This is a genomic window from Sphingomonas aurea (assembly GCF_030678875.1).
Lineage (GTDB): Bacteria > Pseudomonadota > Alphaproteobacteria > Sphingomonadales > Sphingomonadaceae > Sphingomonas > Sphingomonas aurea.
The window spans coordinates 23,603-38,396 of sequence record NZ_JAUUDS010000005.1; the positions used below are offsets into that span (position 1 = coordinate 23,603).

The 14,794-nt window shown below is 65.8% G+C and carries 16 protein-coding genes and 1 riboswitch; of the genes, 5 read left to right on the plus strand and 11 right to left on the minus strand.

Annotation, left to right across the window (positions count from 1 at the left end):
• The first annotated feature begins 60 nt into the window (after nucleotides 1–60).
• Both Q5H91_RS10710 and ung read left to right on the plus strand, forming a co-directional pair.
• Complete coding sequence (locus Q5H91_RS10710) at nucleotides 61–1,500, plus strand: S41 family peptidase (protein ID WP_305173397.1); 1,440 nt, start codon at nucleotides 61–63, stop codon at nucleotides 1,498–1,500.
• A gap of 213 nt (nucleotides 1,501–1,713) precedes the next feature.
• The gene (gene ung / locus Q5H91_RS10715) at nucleotides 1,714–2,409 is read left to right on the plus strand and encodes a uracil-DNA glycosylase (RefSeq protein WP_305173398.1); all 696 of its coding nucleotides are present in this window, start codon (nucleotides 1,714–1,716) and stop codon (nucleotides 2,407–2,409) included.
• 26 nt (nucleotides 2,410–2,435) lie between these two features.
• Here the strand turns inward: ung and Q5H91_RS10720 are convergent, their stop codons facing one another.
• Nucleotides 2,436–3,119, minus strand: coding sequence for a hypothetical protein (locus Q5H91_RS10720; protein ID WP_305173399.1), 684 nt, complete (start codon nucleotides 3,117–3,119; stop codon nucleotides 2,436–2,438).
• Between the two features lie 134 nt (nucleotides 3,120–3,253).
• Between Q5H91_RS10720 and Q5H91_RS10725 the strand changes: the two genes are divergently transcribed.
• Both Q5H91_RS10725 and Q5H91_RS10730 read left to right on the plus strand, forming a co-directional pair.
• The gene (locus tag Q5H91_RS10725; protein WP_305173400.1) at nucleotides 3,254–3,502 is read left to right on the plus strand and encodes a type II toxin-antitoxin system prevent-host-death family antitoxin; all 249 of its coding nucleotides are present in this window, start codon (nucleotides 3,254–3,256) and stop codon (nucleotides 3,500–3,502) included.
• Nucleotides 3,468–3,806, plus strand: a complete 339-nt coding sequence (locus tag Q5H91_RS10730) for a Txe/YoeB family addiction module toxin (RefSeq protein WP_305173401.1) — start codon at nucleotides 3,468–3,470, stop codon at nucleotides 3,804–3,806. Before Q5H91_RS10725 ends, Q5H91_RS10730 begins: the two co-directional genes overlap by 35 nt.
• A 277-nt stretch (nucleotides 3,807–4,083) precedes the next feature.
• Here Q5H91_RS10730 and Q5H91_RS10735 read toward each other — a convergent pair whose 3' ends face one another.
• The 7 genes from Q5H91_RS10735 to Q5H91_RS10765 all read right to left on the minus strand — a co-directional run bounded on the left by Q5H91_RS10735 (nucleotide 4,084) and on the right by Q5H91_RS10765 (nucleotide 11,376).
• A complete protein-coding gene (locus Q5H91_RS10735; RefSeq protein ID WP_305173402.1) occupies nucleotides 4,084–4,551 on the minus strand; it encodes a hypothetical protein in 468 nt (155 codons plus the stop codon).
• A gap of 239 nt (nucleotides 4,552–4,790) precedes the next feature.
• The gene (gene thiC, locus Q5H91_RS10740) at nucleotides 4,791–6,659 is read right to left on the minus strand and encodes a phosphomethylpyrimidine synthase ThiC (RefSeq protein ID WP_305173403.1); all 1,869 of its coding nucleotides are present in this window, start codon (nucleotides 6,657–6,659) and stop codon (nucleotides 4,791–4,793) included.
• A 54-nt stretch (nucleotides 6,660–6,713) separates the two neighbouring features.
• Nucleotides 6,714–6,822, minus strand: a riboswitch (TPP riboswitch).
• Between the two features lie 90 nt (nucleotides 6,823–6,912).
• On the minus strand, nucleotides 6,913–7,941 hold the full coding sequence (locus Q5H91_RS10745; RefSeq protein ID WP_305173404.1) for a ferritin-like domain-containing protein: 1,029 nt from the start codon (nucleotides 7,939–7,941) through the stop codon (nucleotides 6,913–6,915).
• Nucleotides 7,942–7,999: 58 nt separating this feature from the next.
• Nucleotides 8,000–9,052, minus strand: a complete 1,053-nt coding sequence (locus Q5H91_RS10750) for a ferritin-like domain-containing protein (protein WP_305173405.1) — start codon at nucleotides 9,050–9,052, stop codon at nucleotides 8,000–8,002.
• A gap of 204 nt (nucleotides 9,053–9,256) precedes the next feature.
• A complete protein-coding gene (locus tag Q5H91_RS10755; RefSeq protein ID WP_305173406.1) occupies nucleotides 9,257–10,129 on the minus strand; it encodes a MipA/OmpV family protein in 873 nt (290 codons plus the stop codon).
• 70 nt (nucleotides 10,130–10,199) lie between these two features.
• Entirely contained in the window at nucleotides 10,200–10,598 is a 399-nt protein-coding gene (locus Q5H91_RS10760; protein WP_305173407.1) for a DUF2141 domain-containing protein, read from the minus strand.
• Complete coding sequence (locus Q5H91_RS10765; protein ID WP_305173408.1) at nucleotides 10,555–11,376, minus strand: sterol desaturase family protein; 822 nt, start codon at nucleotides 11,374–11,376, stop codon at nucleotides 10,555–10,557. The genes Q5H91_RS10760 and Q5H91_RS10765 overlap by 44 nt, the downstream gene beginning before the upstream one ends.
• A 264-nt stretch (nucleotides 11,377–11,640) precedes the next feature.
• Here Q5H91_RS10765 and Q5H91_RS10770 point away from each other — a divergent pair, with 264 nt between their 5' ends.
• Entirely contained in the window at nucleotides 11,641–12,192 is a 552-nt protein-coding gene (locus tag Q5H91_RS10770) for a hypothetical protein (RefSeq protein ID WP_305173409.1), read from the plus strand.
• 90 nt (nucleotides 12,193–12,282) lie between these two features.
• Here Q5H91_RS10770 and Q5H91_RS10775 read toward each other — a convergent pair whose 3' ends face one another.
• From Q5H91_RS10775 to Q5H91_RS10785, 3 genes are all read right to left on the minus strand, one after another.
• Complete coding sequence (locus tag Q5H91_RS10775; RefSeq protein WP_305173410.1) at nucleotides 12,283–12,672, minus strand: NUDIX domain-containing protein; 390 nt, start codon at nucleotides 12,670–12,672, stop codon at nucleotides 12,283–12,285.
• 91 nt (nucleotides 12,673–12,763) lie between these two features.
• Nucleotides 12,764–13,333 (minus strand): SAM-dependent methyltransferase, encoded by a 570-nt coding sequence (locus Q5H91_RS10780; protein ID WP_305173411.1) that lies wholly within the window; start codon nucleotides 13,331–13,333, stop codon nucleotides 12,764–12,766.
• A 122-nt stretch (nucleotides 13,334–13,455) separates the two neighbouring features.
• The gene (locus tag Q5H91_RS10785) at nucleotides 13,456–14,757 is read right to left on the minus strand and encodes a hemolysin family protein (RefSeq protein WP_305173412.1); all 1,302 of its coding nucleotides are present in this window, start codon (nucleotides 14,755–14,757) and stop codon (nucleotides 13,456–13,458) included.
• Nucleotides 14,758–14,794: the final 37 nt, after the last annotated feature.

Consider the following 14,794-nt stretch of genomic DNA (forward strand, 5'->3'; position numbering starts at 1 on the left):
TTCGGCCGATGACAGGCACGCGGCGATGCGCTATGGCAGGCCGGAGAGGTTTTTGCGTTCATGAACAACAGGTTGGTTGCGGCGATCAGCGCAGCGGCGCTGCTGGCGGGATGCGGTGGCAGCGATGGCGGCGGCGGAGCCGGTGGCAGCCTGACGCCCGGGACTTCGGCCACGCCGACCCCGACCGCGAGTACCGGCTGCTCGCTGCTCGATCGGCAGAACTGGGCGGCGGCGCAGCTGCGCGAATGGTATCTGTTTCCCGATACGCTGCCCGCCACGCTCGACCCGACCGGCTACTCGACCGTGAAGGATTATGTCGACGCGCTGACCGCGACCGCGCGCAGCCAGCGCAAGGACCGGTACTTCACCTATGTCACCTCGATCGCCGAGGAGAACGCCTTCTACGACTCGGGCGCCAGCGCCGGTTTCGGCGTGCGCCTGTCCTATGACACCGCCGCCAACCGCGTCTTCGTCGCCGAGGCGTTCGAGAATGCGCCGGCGCTGGCCGCGGGGATCGATCGCGGCACCGAGATCCTGGCGATCGGCACCAGCAGCGCCGCCCTGCGCACCGTCGCCGACCTGATGGCCATGGGCGGCGCCTCTGCCGTGACCGACGCGCTCGGGCCTTCCACCGCGGGCACCACGCGTGTCCTGCGCATCGCCGACCGTGCCGGCACCCGCGAGGTGACGGTGAGCAAGACCGACTATTCGCTCAGCCCGATCTCGTCGCGGTACGGCGTGCAGACGCTGACCGATGGCGGGCAGCAGATCGGCTATCTGAACCTGCGCACCTTCATCTCGACCGCCGATCCGGCACTGCGCACCGCCTTTGCCAATTTCCGCGCGGCGGGGATCACGCAGGTCATCATCGACCTGCGCTACAATGGCGGCGGGCTGGTCAACACGGCGGAGCTGATGGGCGACCTGCTCGGCGGCAATCGCAGCACCAGCGACGTGTTCAGCTACACGGCTTTCCGCCCGGAGAAGGCGTCGAACAACAAGACCCGCTTCTTCTCGCCCCAGTCGCAGTCGATCGCGCCGACGCGGATCGCGTTCATCGGCACGGGCGGCACCGCTTCGGCCAGCGAGCTGCTCATCAACGCCTTCACCCCCTATCTGCACACCAGCGCCGCGCTGATCGGCAGCAACACCTATGGCAAGCCGGTCGGCCAGATCGCGCTCGACAAGTCGGCGTGCGACGACCGGCTGCGGGTGATCGCCTTCGCCACCCAGAATGCGGCACGGCAGGGCGACTATTATGACGGCCTCGCCACCCGGGTGGAGGCGAGCTGCCGCGCGAGCGACGACACCACCTATCCGCTGGGCGACCCGCGCGAGGCGTCGACCAGGGCGGCGCTCGACTTCCTGGCGGGGCGGACCTGCACGCCGATCGCGTCGACCGACGCGACGGCGCAGAGCGCGCGCAGCACCGGCCGGCGCGAGCTTCTGACCCCGGAACGGCCAACCACGGCGCAGCGCGAGGTGCCGGGGCTGTTCTGAGCGACACCCCGCCGCCCCTCTGCGTCATCCCCGCGCAGGCGGGGATCCATGGACGCTGACGCTGCGACCCCAGCCGCGAAGGTCAGCCCGTCTGGATCCCCGCCTGCGCGGGGATGACGGCATGTCGGCTGAGAGCAGGCACCAATCGGCACGCCGTCAATCCGGTACGACACGGATTGCCCGCCCCCGCCCCCACGCGATAGGGCCACGCGTATGGCCGACCCGCACCTCGATCCCAGCTGGCTCGAACCGCTCCGGGGCGAGTTCGCTGCCGACTACATGGCCGCGCTGCGCGAGTTCCTGACGGCGGAGAAGGCGGCGGGGAAACGCATCTTCCCCCAGTCCGCCGACTGGTTCCGCGCGCTGGAGCTGACGCCGCTGCCCGCGGTGCGCGTAGTTATCCTTGGGCAGGACCCCTATCACGGCGCCGGCCAGGCGCACGGCCTGTGCTTCTCGGTCCGCCCCGGCGTGAAGCCGCCGCCCAGCCTGGTCAACATCTACAAGGAGCTGGCGAGCGACTGCGGCATCGCGCCGGTCGCGCACGGCTTTCTCGAACATTGGGCACGGCAGGGGGTGCTGCTCCTCAACAGCGTGCTGACCGTCGAGGAAGGCCGCGCCGCCGCGCACCGCGCGCGCGGGTGGGAGCGATTCACCGATGCGGTCATCCGGCTGGTGGCGGCGCGCGAGGACCCGATCGTGTTCCTGCTCTGGGGCAGCTACGCCCAGAAAAAGGCGGCGTTCGTGCAGGACGTCGCGCGCGGCGGGCGGCACCTGGTGCTGAAGGCGCCCCACCCCTCGCCGCTGTCGGCGCATACCGGCTGGTTTGGCAGCCGCCCGTTCAGCCGCGCCAACGCCTTTCTGGAAAGCCAAGGCCGCGGCACGATCGACTGGGCGCTGCCGGCAGCCTGAGCGGGCCGAAATCGCGGAACCGGACACTACATCCCCCCTCCCGTGTCCGGTTCCGACGGATCGTCGCCATCGTCCTGCCCGTCCGGTGGCAGGGTGCCGTCATGGCGGGCAGCCCTGACCGTCGCCTCGGCGTGGACGATGCCGTAGAGGCGCTCATCCTCCTTCGACAGAAGCGGCGGGTCGGCGAGCAGCCTGGCGATCCCCGCGCCGGGCGCCGCCCGCTCGGCCCGAAGCTCCAGCGTCGCGAGCGAGAGCCGCAGCGCCGGGTTGTCATGGTCGGGCACCGGCATCCGCCCCTCGCGCCAGCTGCCGAACCGCTCGGGATCGCGCATCCTGAGCAGGAACATCGCGAGCCGCTCGTCATGGCGACGCCGCTCGCCGACCTGCTCGCCTTTGTAGAAGACGGGCGTGACGGTGCCGTTGAGCGCCCGATCTAACGCCGCCTCCGCCAGCCGGTGGATGCCGTAATCGAGCGCGATCTGCCACGCGCGCCGGAACGGTGCGGCGTCCGGACGGGCGCGCAGCTCATAGGCGGAGGAGGTTCCCATGCCGACGCAGCGCGCCGCCGCCTCGACATTAGCGGTGGCGGCGAGCGCGGTGATGAAGTCGGCCTGGCGGTCGGCGGTCCAGCCATCATAGCGGGCGCGCACGGCAACAGGGGGAAACGCGGCCATCGGCGCGCGCGGCGAAGCGGGGGTGCGACGTGTCATGGCGCGAGGGAACCATGAAGCGGGGGGTGTAGGACAGGGGTGGGGAGCGTTCGGGCGGGCGGTGTGGCGCGGGGGCATCCATCAGGGGTGGGAGCGGTTCTTTACACCGGCGGGATGCTGTCCATCTCTGGCGCATGCAGGCCGTCAGCTGTTCCGAGGCGCGCGAGAATTTGGATGCGATGATCGACAGGGTCGTCGCCGACCGCGCGCCGCTGGCGATCACGCTCGAGCGCGGCGAAGGCGCGGTGCTGATCTCGGCGAGTGAGTGGGTGTCGATCAAGGAGACGCTTTATCTGCTGCGTTCACCCGCCAATGCGAGGCGGCTGCTGGACAGCATCGCGGGGATGGATGCAGGCAAGGGTGAGGTTCACGAGTCGATCTAGCCGTGAATATCCGCTCCCGTCGCAGTCAGGGGCGGAATATCTCGCCCTGCAGACCCACGACGCCAAGCTGTTCGCCAAGCTCAACGCCCTGATCGAGGAATGCCGCCGCCACCCGTTCAAGGGCACCGGCAAGCCCGAGCCGCTGGGTGGCAACCTGTCAGGCTGGTGGTCCAGACGGATTAGCCAAGAGCACCGGCTAGTGTATGAGGGTGGCAGGCAGCGGCGCCGAGCAGGTACTGGATGTGGCGCAGTGTCGGTATCATTATTGATCGCGCCGCAGCGAACAGTTATATCTCGTTATTGAGGGCTTCCGAGACTCGTCCATGATTAACACCGAAGTGCTCTGCAATGTCTTGCAGATGATCATCGGGGTGGGCAGCAGCATAGTCACGAATCTTTTTTGCTAGCTCCGGCGTTAGCTTCGGACTGCGAGTTGACGCCCTTCGAGTATGAGATCGCCTATACATCTGGTCAGCGATTTCGTTAAGTTCATCGATTCCATGCTCTGCTGCAAGAGCGCGGAGTCGATCACGCAACGCGGGTATACCTTTAGAGTTTTTTGGCATTACCCCTCCTACGAATCAGAATAGAGCCGGCTGGTCATCGCTATAGTCACTAAGCCGCTCCAGCTGGCGTCGACAAGGCGGAATCCACGCCAACTTGGATGCATCTCGCTTTTGATGCTCCCATATAAGCCACGCATATCCCGTGGCTGTAGTAGCCTTTTGGTCCAGTCGCCCCTTCACCATCGGAACACGTTCAACAAACTGAGCAAACACAGAAGGAGGGTCATTTAAGAACAATCTGTTATATCGACCAACGCTTTCAAGAAAAACGGTCCGCACCAACATGGCCACTCCATGTCGAGCTACGTCAAATGACCGAAGAATAAATTCTTCTGCAAGCCTAAAAGGAGGATTTGTTATTACCCAATCCGCTGCATTTGTTTCATAAGGATAAGATAAAAAATCGCGGACTGGACCGTAGCCGTAGTCAAATGCGTCAGCATATTTAACGCTAGCAAAGTATTCGCTGAGCGGCTTAACCATGTGCCCCTGTCCGCACGCCGGCTCAAGACACGTCAAGCCACGGACGTTATCCGGTCGTATGACATGCTCGATTAGCGCACGCGTTGCCCATGGCGGTGTAGGAAAATTATCGGTGCTGTCGATTGGCTCAACACGCTGAGACATGACGGCATGGGATCGGTTTTGCATATTCTGCCTCGCGTTAACGAGGCGGGTATACGCCCGAAGCGACTCGCTGAGAATCCCCTATCACTCGAGAGTCAACCCGGATTGGAGATATATACCTCGCTTCCCCGCTCGCGGAAACGCTCGCTCATCCCGGCCATCCCGGCTTCGGCATCCTCGGCCGCGACGAACGTCTCCACCGGCGCATTCTGCTTCGCGGCAAACTCGCGCACTTCCTGCGTGATCTTCATCGAGCAGAACTTGGGTCCGCACATCGAGCAGAAATGCGCCGTCTTGGCACCCTCCGCCGGCAAGGTCTGGTCGTGGTAGGATTCCGCCGTGTCGGGATCGAGCGACAGGTTGAACTGGTCGCGCCAGCGGAACTCGAAGCGGGCGCGGCTCAGCGCATCGTCGCGGAGCTTGGCGGCGGGGTGGCCCTTCGCCAGGTCGGCGGCGTGGGCGGCCAGCTTGTAGGTGACGACGCCAACCTTCACGTCGTCGCGGTCGGGCAGGCCGAGATGCTCCTTGGGCGTGACGTAGCAGAGCATCGCCGTGCCGTACCAGCCGATCATCGCCGCACCGATGCCGCTGGTGATATGGTCGTACCCCGGCGCGATGTCGGTCGTCAGCGGCCCGAGCGTGTAGAAGGGCGCCTCGCCGCAGACCTGCAGCTGCTTGTCCATATTCTCCTTGATCTTGTGCATCGGCACATGGCCGGGGCCCTCGATCATCACCTGCACGTCCTGCGCCCAGGCGCGGTGGGTCAGCTCGCCGAGCGTGTACAGCTCGCTGAACTGCGCCTCGTCATTGGCGTCGGCGATGCTGCCGGGGCGCAGGCCGTCGCCCAGCGAATAGGCGATGTCGTACGCCTTCATGATCTCGGTGATCTCGTCGAACCGCTCGTAGAGGAACGATTCCTTGTGATGCGCCAGGCACCATTTCGCCATGATGCTGCCGCCGCGCGACACGATGCCGGTCACGCGCTTGGCGGTCATCGGGATGTAGGGCAGGCGGACGCCGGCATGGATGGTGAAGTAATCCACCCCCTGCTCGGCCTGCTCTATCAGCGTGTCGCGGAAAATCTCCCAGGTCAGGTCCTCGGCGATGCCGCCGACCTTTTCCAGCGCCTGATAGATGGGGACGGTGCCGATCGGCACCGGCGAGTTGCGGATAATCCACTCACGCGTGTCGTGGATGTTGCGCCCCGTCGACAGGTCCATGACCGTGTCGGCGCCCCACCGGATCGACCAGACCAGCTTGTCGACCTCGCTCGCGACGTTGCTGGCGACCGCGGAGTTGCCGATATTGGCGTTGATCTTGACCAGGAAGTTGCGGCCGATCGCCATCGGCTCGGATTCGGGGTGGTTGATGTTGTTGGGGATGATCGCGCGGCCGCGCGCCACCTCGTCGCGGACGAACTCCGGCGTGACATAGTCTGGGATCGCCGCGCCGAAGCTCTCGCCGTCGCGGACATACTCCTTCAGCATCTGCCGCCCCAGATTCTCGCGGGTGGCGACATATTCCATCTCGGGCGTGACGATGCCGCGGCGGGCATAGTGCATCTGGCTGACGTTCTGGCCCGCCTTCGCGCGCAGGGGGCGCTTGATGAGGCGCGGGAATTGCGGGACGCCGCCGGACCGGTCGGGGCCGAGCTGGCCATTGTCCTCCGGCCGGATCTCGCGCGCGTCATAGGACTCGACGTCGCCGCGCGCCTCGATCCACTGGCGGCGCAGCTGGGGCAGGCCGGCCATGATGTCGATCCGCGCCTCCGGATCGGTATAGGGGCCGGACGTGTCGTAGACGCGAAGCGGCGGCTCGCCGGATGACGGGTCGAGGTGGATCTCGCGCATCGCGACGTTCAGCGGGCCGACATGGACCTTCTTCGATCCGCGGATCGGGCCGGTGGTGACGCCGATGGCGCTGCCCGCGAGGGGGATCTCGGTGCGGGCGGGAATGTCGGCCATCAGGATCTCCTACGAGTACCGGAGGCCGTGTCGGCAGTCGCCAGTCCCCCGGACTGGCTTTGTGCCTCCACTCCCTCCGCCGGTGTCAACCGGATCAGGTTCAGCGGGTCGAAGGCTGCTGCCTTCCTCTCAAGCGTGCATCAACGCTCCCCCGGGGATGGGTCCAGCATAGGCGCACGCCGCGCCACTCACAAACGAAAAGGGCCCGCATGTCGCCATGCGGGCCCTTCCATCCGATACAGCCCTGGAGGGGTCAGGAGCTGCGGACGTTCCCGTTGACACCGGCCGGATAGAAGCCGCCGCCATTGGTGGAGGTCGCGTTCAGGTACACGATGTTCAGCACCTGCTGCGGCGACCGGACGAAGGCGATGCCGTTCGCATCGGTCGGCACGATGTTCGCCACCGTCGACGACGAGCCGATGATGTTCTGGTCGCGGTCGCCGCCCTGGTTGAGCAGACCGGTGTTCGACGTCCCGTCCAGCGCGTCGCGCGCGTCGGAGATCTGGCCGGTCGCGGTGAACAGCGACGCGGTCGACAGGCCCTTGCGGTACAGCACGGTGCGGACCAGCCCGGCGTGATAGGCTTCGGCCGCATGGATGCCCGCCGCCGCCTCGATATAGGCCGGGGTCGAGAGCAGCTGCACGCCGCCCATATAGGCGGTCACCCCGACATCCTCGAACAGGTACGCGCCCAGCAGGAAGCTGTTGTCGTCGGCATAAGGATCGAACGTCCCGCTGCTGCCGACCACACCCGCCGCACGCGCCGCGGCCGTGAAGGCCCCGCTCGAATCGCCCGACAGGTTCAGCGCAGGCTGCGCGGTCGCCGCCGATCCCAGCGCGGTGCGCAGGAACTTGACGTGGGCGATTTCGTCATACGCGATCTCACGGGCGTACTGCGCGACGATCGGATCGGTGAACTGCACCTGGCGCGGACGGCCCGCGGTGGTGGAGGGCAGCTGGACCGAGCCTTGCGTGCCGACGCCGGCCTGGATCGCCGAGTCGATGCCGGTCCCGAACGCGGCGTAGCTGTAGAAATTCGCCTCCAGATATTCGAGCTGGAGCGCGAAGTTCAGCACGTCCGCCTCGGTAACGGCGGACGGGGTCGGGGTCGGCGTGACGACGGGGGGCGTATCCTCGTCGCCGTCACCACAGGCGGCCAGCATCGACAGGCCGCCGGCCGCGACCGCCGCACCGCCGGCCATCCGCATGAAGCGGCGGCGGTCGGACTGACGCTTGGCGGTGGCTTCGTCGATGACGTCGAGAATGAATCGTTCTTCGCTCATGACAGGTCCTCCCTGGAGGAAAATCGTTGATCCGATAGGCTGACGGGGGAGGCCCCGGTCATGCGGTGCCGATGCTGGCGTTGATGTTGCCGTTGACGCCGTTCGGGAAGAACCCGCCCATCGTCGTCGCTGCCGTCGTCAGGTTGAGATAGACGATGTTCAGCACCTGGCCCGCCGTACGGCTGTATGCGATGCCGTTGGCGTCGAGCGGGACGATGTTGGACACCGTCTGACCCGATACGGTGGTCGGCGTGATGCCCTGGTCCAGATCGCCACCGCTGTTGCGGCCGGCCGAGCGGTCGACCACGCCCAGCGCCGCCGAACCGGTGCCATCGAGCGTGTCGCGCGCGTTCGAAATGCTCTGCGCCGCGGTGATGAGCGCGGGCGTCTGGATACCCTTGGCATAGAGCGTCGTCCGCACGATCGCGGCGTGATACGCCTCGACCGCCAGGATGCCGGCCGCCGCCTGCAGGAAGGTCTTGTTGGTGATGAGCGGCGAGGCGCCCTTGTACGCGGTCACGCCGACATCCTCGAAGATGTACGCGCCGAGCAGGAAATTCTCGTCGCTGGCATAGGGGTCGAACACCCCGTCCGACGACAGCGGCACGCCGGCGGCCGAGGCGGCGGCGGTGAACGGCCCGCTGGCATCGCCCGAGATGTTGATCGTCGGCATCGAGACGGCGGAGGTGCCGAGCGCGCCCGAGCTGCGCAGGAAGGTGACGTGCGCGATCTCGTCGGCGGCGATCTCCTGCGCATAGGCGCGGACGGCGGGATCGGTGAACTGCACCTGTCGCGCCTGGTGCGGGCTGTTGCCGGTAATGACGGTGCCCTGACGGCCGGTGCCGGTCAGCAGGCTGGACGACAGCCCCGCACCGGTGGCGGCATAGGCGTAGAACTGCGCCTCGAGATATTCCAGGTTCAGGGCGAAGTTCAGCACGTCGACGTCGATGTTGGTCGACTGGGCGCCGGCCTTGGTCGAGAAGCTCATCGCGGCGGCGCCGCCGACGGCGAGCGCGCCCATACCAAAGGCGGCCTTGAAGAATTCGCGACGCTCCTCGCGTCGCTGGACGCGGCTATCCAGTGCTTCGATCAATTGCACGCTGTCGGCCATCACTGATCCCCTCGTGAACCGACGGCTCGGGATGTGCCGGCGGCGTTATCGCCGCGCACCGCCCGAAGAGGGTGGGAACGCGACATCGGGGGAAGGAACGACGGGCCGATGCAAATGGACGCGGGGTGCGGAAAATAAAATCGATCAATATGCCGGGGTTGCTCCCCACCCAGCCTTTCGGACGAGGTGGGGGCGTGATCGCGCTCAGAACGTGTAGGTCAGCCCCGCGGCGAACGACCACTGGTCGGCATCGCCCACGTCCTCGACGATAGGGCTGCGCTTGTAGCGGCCGAGCATCTTGCCGTAGAGGACGCCCGCACCGACCCCCAGGCCGCGGCGCAGGTCGCCCGACAGGCTCTGGACCGCGAAGAAGGACAGGTTGAACCGCTTCCACCCGGCATCGGCCGCATCATAGGCACGCAGGCCGCTCGCCAGCGACTGCGGCCCCGTGACGCTGAAATAGGTCCGGCCATAGCCCTTGCCGACATAGTCCGCCGACGCGCCCAGCGACACCAGCGTGGTATAGGACAGCGGCGTCGTATAGTTGATCTGCGGCGTGACGACGTAGCTGCGATAGGTTTTCGACACGTCCTGCACCACGCCGACGCGCGCGGTCAGCGTGTCGTAGTCGCTGGTGATGACCCCGGTCTTGCCGATGCCGACGAAGCCGCCGACCTCGTACGCGGTGTCGATCTCGCCCAGTGCGCGGACCTGAAGATTGTCGACCCTGTTCGTCCGGTCCAGCCGCACGCCGCCGATCACCCCCGCCTCGTACTTGATCCCCGGCCCGGGGGCATCTGGTACCAGATCGACATAGAGCTGGGTGCCGCGGGTGAAGAAGTCGAAGCCGCCGACCGTTCCCACCGCGATCGCGCCGGGGATGAACTGGTTGTCCGACGAACCCTCGTAATCGGGCAGGCTGGCGACGCCGACGCCCACTGTGATGCGGTTGCCGCCGGTGTCGGGCGCGGGATCGCCCGGCGGGCTGGTCGGCGGGGTCTGCCCCTGTGCCAGCGCGGACGACGGCAGCGTGACGACCGCGGCGGCGATGGCGGTGGCCAGGAAAAAGGAACGCACAGGCTGGTACTCCGGAACAGTTACGGCCGCGCAACGCCTGCTGCGCGGCTTTGGCTCCCGCAGCGACCGGTCAGAAGATGTAGCGCATGTTCACCTGTTGCGTTTCCGCATCACTCGCCAGCTGGAAACGGGCCGCGGAGAAGCGCGGCGGCCCGAACCGCACCACCGGATTGCGCGAGAAACCGAACCCCTCGCGCGGGATGCCGGCAAAGGTGTCGAGCCTGGAATTGCCGTTCTCGTCATGGATCACCGCCACCGCATAGCCGCCATAGGGGAGCCCGGTGAAATGGACGGTGCGGGTGCTGGCCGGCACCGAGCGGGTCACCGCGTCGGCGTCGTCGACACAGGCCGGGAAGTTGGCGGGGTCGGCGGTCAGGCAGACGCGGATCATGCCTTTCGACGAGCGCATCCGGTCGACCGCGACGTCAAGCCGCCCGATCGGCGCCGCGCCGCCTAGCGTCGCCAGCATCGCCGCGCCCAGCGTTGCCACCGCCGCGATGCGCCGCGCGGGCCCGGGCGCGTTCATGGCTGCGCGCGAAATCGCCGATGCCGCGGTCGGTGCCGCAGAGCCGATCCCAGTGGCGGAAATATAGGCCATAGTTGCACCCGTACTGCTCATGATGCCGCTGGTGATGGCTCGCGGTAATCAGCCAGCCCCCCAATGGCCCGGCCCACATGAACCGGGGGAAAATCTCCCATCCCATGTGATTGGTCACCCCCATAACCGTCATCACCGCCAGCACGAAGCCCAGTGCGCCGACATGGATCGGAATCAGCAGAACCAGTAGCGGAATTGCCACAGCCCCGCTCAGCGCCTCGATCGGATGGAACGCCATCGCCGCCCACGCGGTCGGCGGCCGGCTGGCATGGTGGACGGCGTGGGCGAGGCGGAATGGCCGCGGCCAGTGCATCCAACGATGCGTCCAGTAGAACCAGGTGTCGTGTGCCAGCAGATAGACCAGCACCGACACCGGTAGCCACCAGATTGGGTACGCGTGCACGTCGCTATAGACGCGCGTCCAGCCGCGGTTCTGCCATCCCCACGCCAGCACGCCCGCCGGCACGCCATAGATCGCCGCGGACGCCAGGCTCCACAGCACCTCGCGCCGGATCTGCGGATCGAGCCCACCGTACAAGCCCGGATACCGCCACCGCGTCGCCGCTGCGAATGCGCCGGACACGAGGAGATAGCGGACCCCGACGATCACGGTCATCGCCAGCGCGGACAGGAGGATGGCAAGGAGCATCACGGGCGGTGTACCCGATTGCGGGGGCGGCGGGAACGGGGATGGTCGATCGGGACGTTTGCGTGTCTGCGCTACCGCTCGAATTTTCCCAGACAGGATCGAATATTGGGAATCCATCAGGTATTGGGTTAAGCCATGCTACCGCTAGTCACCCTTGCTTCGCCGCTCACATCTACTGAGATTTGCTCGACCCAGAAGATCGTCGCGGCTGCTCACGTTCAAAGCGTTAATCGCTCCACATGGCCGGACTATCCTAAAGGATCGGTGCCCGACGCAGCAACAGTGGCTCTGAGACGGTCAGCGTCTTTCGCTGCAATGGGCATTAAGCCCCTTACAGAAGGGCTTGATCCGCTAAACAGTACTGATGTCGACTGGCCCATTAAAGGCTGCTCTGTCTCGCTTATCGGCGGTAGCAACAATGGCCTGCTGTCTGATGGTCGCGTGATTCGACCGGTCGGCGGCACTATCGTAGCTGTCGGCACCACGACAGAGCGGCCTGAGGTTCCTGTTGGCCCAGCAATGAAGAACGCCAAGTTCATTGCATCGGCCTCGATTTCTGTCGAAAACTGGCAGGTTGGTGTTTGGCGCTTTCGAGACGGCTACTCCATGATTGCGGCTTACAGACTCGGCGATACCGTTCCGCAATTTTCCATCTTAGAATCTGCCAAGCCGGTGATTGGCATCTCATATCTTCCTGCGCCAGATACTTTTGGAGGAAATCTGACAATTCTACAGAGTACCGGCCACAATAGTTACCGATGGTCTTATGTGGGCTGGAGTGAAAAGGCAGTGCGTGTGACGGTCAAGGAAAAGTGAGGTTTTCTTGGCGTCCAATCAGTGTGGATGCGGATACAACTAAATTGGCCTTCATAATAGGGATCGAATATTGGGAAAGTGCCGTAACGGCTACGATCGGCAGCATAACGATGCAAACATTGCTCGGTAGAGCGGGGTGGCGAGGTTCGGAAGGCGCTCGGCGTCATCCAATCTGAACCATCGAATCTCCGTATGCTCGTCGTTTCGAAGCGATGCTTCTCCTTCCCACGATGACACGGAATAGACGTGCAGGACGGACGGATCGCTACCGATGTTCAGAGTGCCAAGGTGATCGCCAGCGACACATTCTACCCCAATCTCCTCAATCAACTCGCGGCGAAGAGCCGACCATGCCGTCTCCCCGCTTTCGATGTGCCCCCCGATGATGTCCCAGTCACCGGCAAATGATTTGTGTGCGGCCCTTAATCCAAGCAGGATCTCACCGTTTCGCACGAGCATTGCGCCGACCACATCAGCCATCAAATCCTCCGGCATCCGGCATCACGTCGCTTATGGCACGGTAATCGTTACGGAAAAGCCATCGCGCGGGGATCGAATATCAGGATGCCAGCTACCAGTAAGCAGCCATCAGCTCGGACACCCACTCGGGCTGGCGAACCTCGCCGCGAGGCAGGAACTCGCGCATCACCGGCTTGATGTCGACCACGGGCGTTCCGTCGATGGCGTCCAGCCCCTCGACGCTCAGCCGCGAACCTTCCACGCTCAGCACGCGGCAGACGGTCACGCCGAGCCGATTGGGACGGTTCTTGCCCCGTTGCGCAAAGATGCCGGTGAGCGGCCAATCTTCACGGCCTCTCGGGTGACGTGCGCCGCGCTCGATCTTCTCTTCGGGCACACGATCGAACAGGAAGATGATCTCGACGTGGCTGAACGCATCCAACCCCGCCAGCGCGTCGGCCCCGACCTGCGTCGCGTCCAGCTCGATCGTGGTCCGGCTGCTTCCCCAATCGTCATCGACGGGATCGGCGCGGCCGCCTCGAACATGGCCTATGGGTTCTATCGTGAATGTCATTGCCACCTCCGATCGGTGGCCGTCATTGCCACGATCGGTCTGCGCTGGGGAGTACGGATCGCTTCCAAAAGCGAACCAGTTACGAGAAGCCTCCTGCGCTAATAGCACGATGGACGCCTGCGACCTGCGCTTTCCCGAAACCTGTTCCCGATTGCATCATCCTGAAACGGCCTGATCGACACGGGGTAAAGGGAAAGCAGCGGGCAGCACAAACGACCGTCCCGCCTGGATCAGACCACGCTCACCAGCAGCTTGTCGATGCGGCGGCCGTCGAGGTCGACGATCTCGAACTTCCAGCCCTGCTCGATGAAGCTCTCGCCTTCCTGCGGCAGCCGGCGGAGCACGGCCAGCGCCAGTCCGGCGACGGTGGCATAGTCGCGGTCCTCGGGCAGGTCGATGCCCAGCCGCTCGGCAAGGCCATCGGCCGGCATGGTGCCCGCGACCAGCAGCGATCCGTCGTCGCGGGTCACCACGTCGGGCGCCTCGTCCGGGTCGGCGTCGGAGGCGAAGGCACCGCCGATCGCCGCCAGCAGGTCGGCCGGGGTCACGATCCCTTCGAAATGGCCGTACTCGTCGTGGATCAGCGCCATCGGCACCTCCGCCCCGCGTAGTGCCAGGAGCGCGTCGGGCGCGTCGATGCGGTCGATCACCACCGGCGCCTTGCGCATCAGCGCGGGCAGGTGGAGCGGTTCGCCGCGCAGCAGCGCCGCGGCGATGTCGCGCGCCTGCACCACGCCGGCGACGCTGTCGATCGAGCCGTCGCCGACCGGCAGCCGGGTGTGCTGCGTCGCCGCCAGCTTGGCGCGGATCTCGTCCTCGCCCGCGCGACAGTCGAGCCAGTCGACCTCGGTCCGCGGCGTCATGATCTCGCGCACCGGCCGGTCGGCCAGCCGCACCACGCCCGAGATGATCGAGCGCTCATGCTCCTCGATCACACCCGATTTCGACGCTTCGGCGACGATCAGCTGCAATTCCTCGGCGGTCACCTGCTCCTCGTTCTCGCGGTCGAGGCGGAGCAGGTGGAAGATCAGCGCGCTGGACGAATCGAGTACCCATACGATCGGCGCGGTCAGCCACGCCAGCCGGCGCATCGGCCCGGCGACGAACGAGGCGACCGTCTCCGGCGCGCGCAGCGCGAACTGCTTGGGCACCAGCTCGCCGACGATCAGCGAGGCATAGGTGGTCAAGCCGATCACCAGCACGAAACCTAGCGTCTCGGCGGTGTCCGCCGGCACGCCCGCGGCTTGCAGCCGTGCCGCGGTCGGCGTGCCCAGGCTGGCGCCCGAATAGGCGCCGGCCAGGATGCCGATCAGGGTGATGCCGATCTGCACGGTCGACAGGAACTTGCCGGGATCCGCCCCCAGTTCCAGCGCCGCGCGCGCGCCGCGCCGGCCGCTGCGCGCCATCGCCTCCAGCCGCGCCTTGCGCGACGAGACGACGGCCAACTCGCTCATCGCGAAGACGCCGTTCAGCGCGACCAGCGCCAGGATGATCGCGACGTCGATCCAGGGAAAGGGAGGGAGCGGTGCCATTGGCGTGCCCCCTCCTAATGGCGGCAAATGCGCCGCG

Excerpts from the sequence above, each read along its gene's own strand:
- Q5H91_RS10710 (WP_305173397.1), top strand. The coding sequence starts at position 61 with ATGAACAACAGGTTGGTTGCGGCGATCAGCGCAGCGGCGCTGCTGGCG.
- ung (WP_305173398.1), top strand. The coding sequence starts at position 1,714 with ATGGCCGACCCGCACCTCGATCCCAGCTGGCTCGAACCGCTCCGGGGC.
- Q5H91_RS10720 (WP_305173399.1), bottom strand. The coding sequence starts at position 3,119 with ATGACACGTCGCACCCCCGCTTCGCCGCGCGCGCCGATGGCCGCGTTT.
- Q5H91_RS10725 (WP_305173400.1), top strand. The coding sequence starts at position 3,254 with ATGCAGGCCGTCAGCTGTTCCGAGGCGCGCGAGAATTTGGATGCGATG.
- Q5H91_RS10730 (WP_305173401.1), top strand. The coding sequence starts at position 3,468 with ATGCAGGCAAGGGTGAGGTTCACGAGTCGATCTAGCCGTGAATATCCG.
- Q5H91_RS10735 (WP_305173402.1), bottom strand. The coding sequence starts at position 4,551 with ATGGTTAAGCCGCTCAGCGAATACTTTGCTAGCGTTAAATATGCTGAC.
- thiC (WP_305173403.1), bottom strand. The coding sequence starts at position 6,659 with ATGGCCGACATTCCCGCCCGCACCGAGATCCCCCTCGCGGGCAGCGCC.
- Q5H91_RS10745 (WP_305173404.1), bottom strand. The coding sequence starts at position 7,941 with ATGAGCGAAGAACGATTCATTCTCGACGTCATCGACGAAGCCACCGCC.
- Q5H91_RS10750 (WP_305173405.1), bottom strand. The coding sequence starts at position 9,052 with ATGGCCGACAGCGTGCAATTGATCGAAGCACTGGATAGCCGCGTCCAG.
- Q5H91_RS10760 (WP_305173407.1), bottom strand. The coding sequence starts at position 10,598 with ATGCTGGCGACGCTAGGCGGCGCGGCGCCGATCGGGCGGCTTGACGTC.
- Q5H91_RS10765 (WP_305173408.1), bottom strand. The coding sequence starts at position 11,376 with ATGCTCCTTGCCATCCTCCTGTCCGCGCTGGCGATGACCGTGATCGTC.
- Q5H91_RS10775 (WP_305173410.1), bottom strand. The coding sequence starts at position 12,672 with ATGGCTGATGTGGTCGGCGCAATGCTCGTGCGAAACGGTGAGATCCTG.
- Q5H91_RS10785 (WP_305173412.1), bottom strand. The coding sequence starts at position 14,757 with ATGGCACCGCTCCCTCCCTTTCCCTGGATCGACGTCGCGATCATCCTG.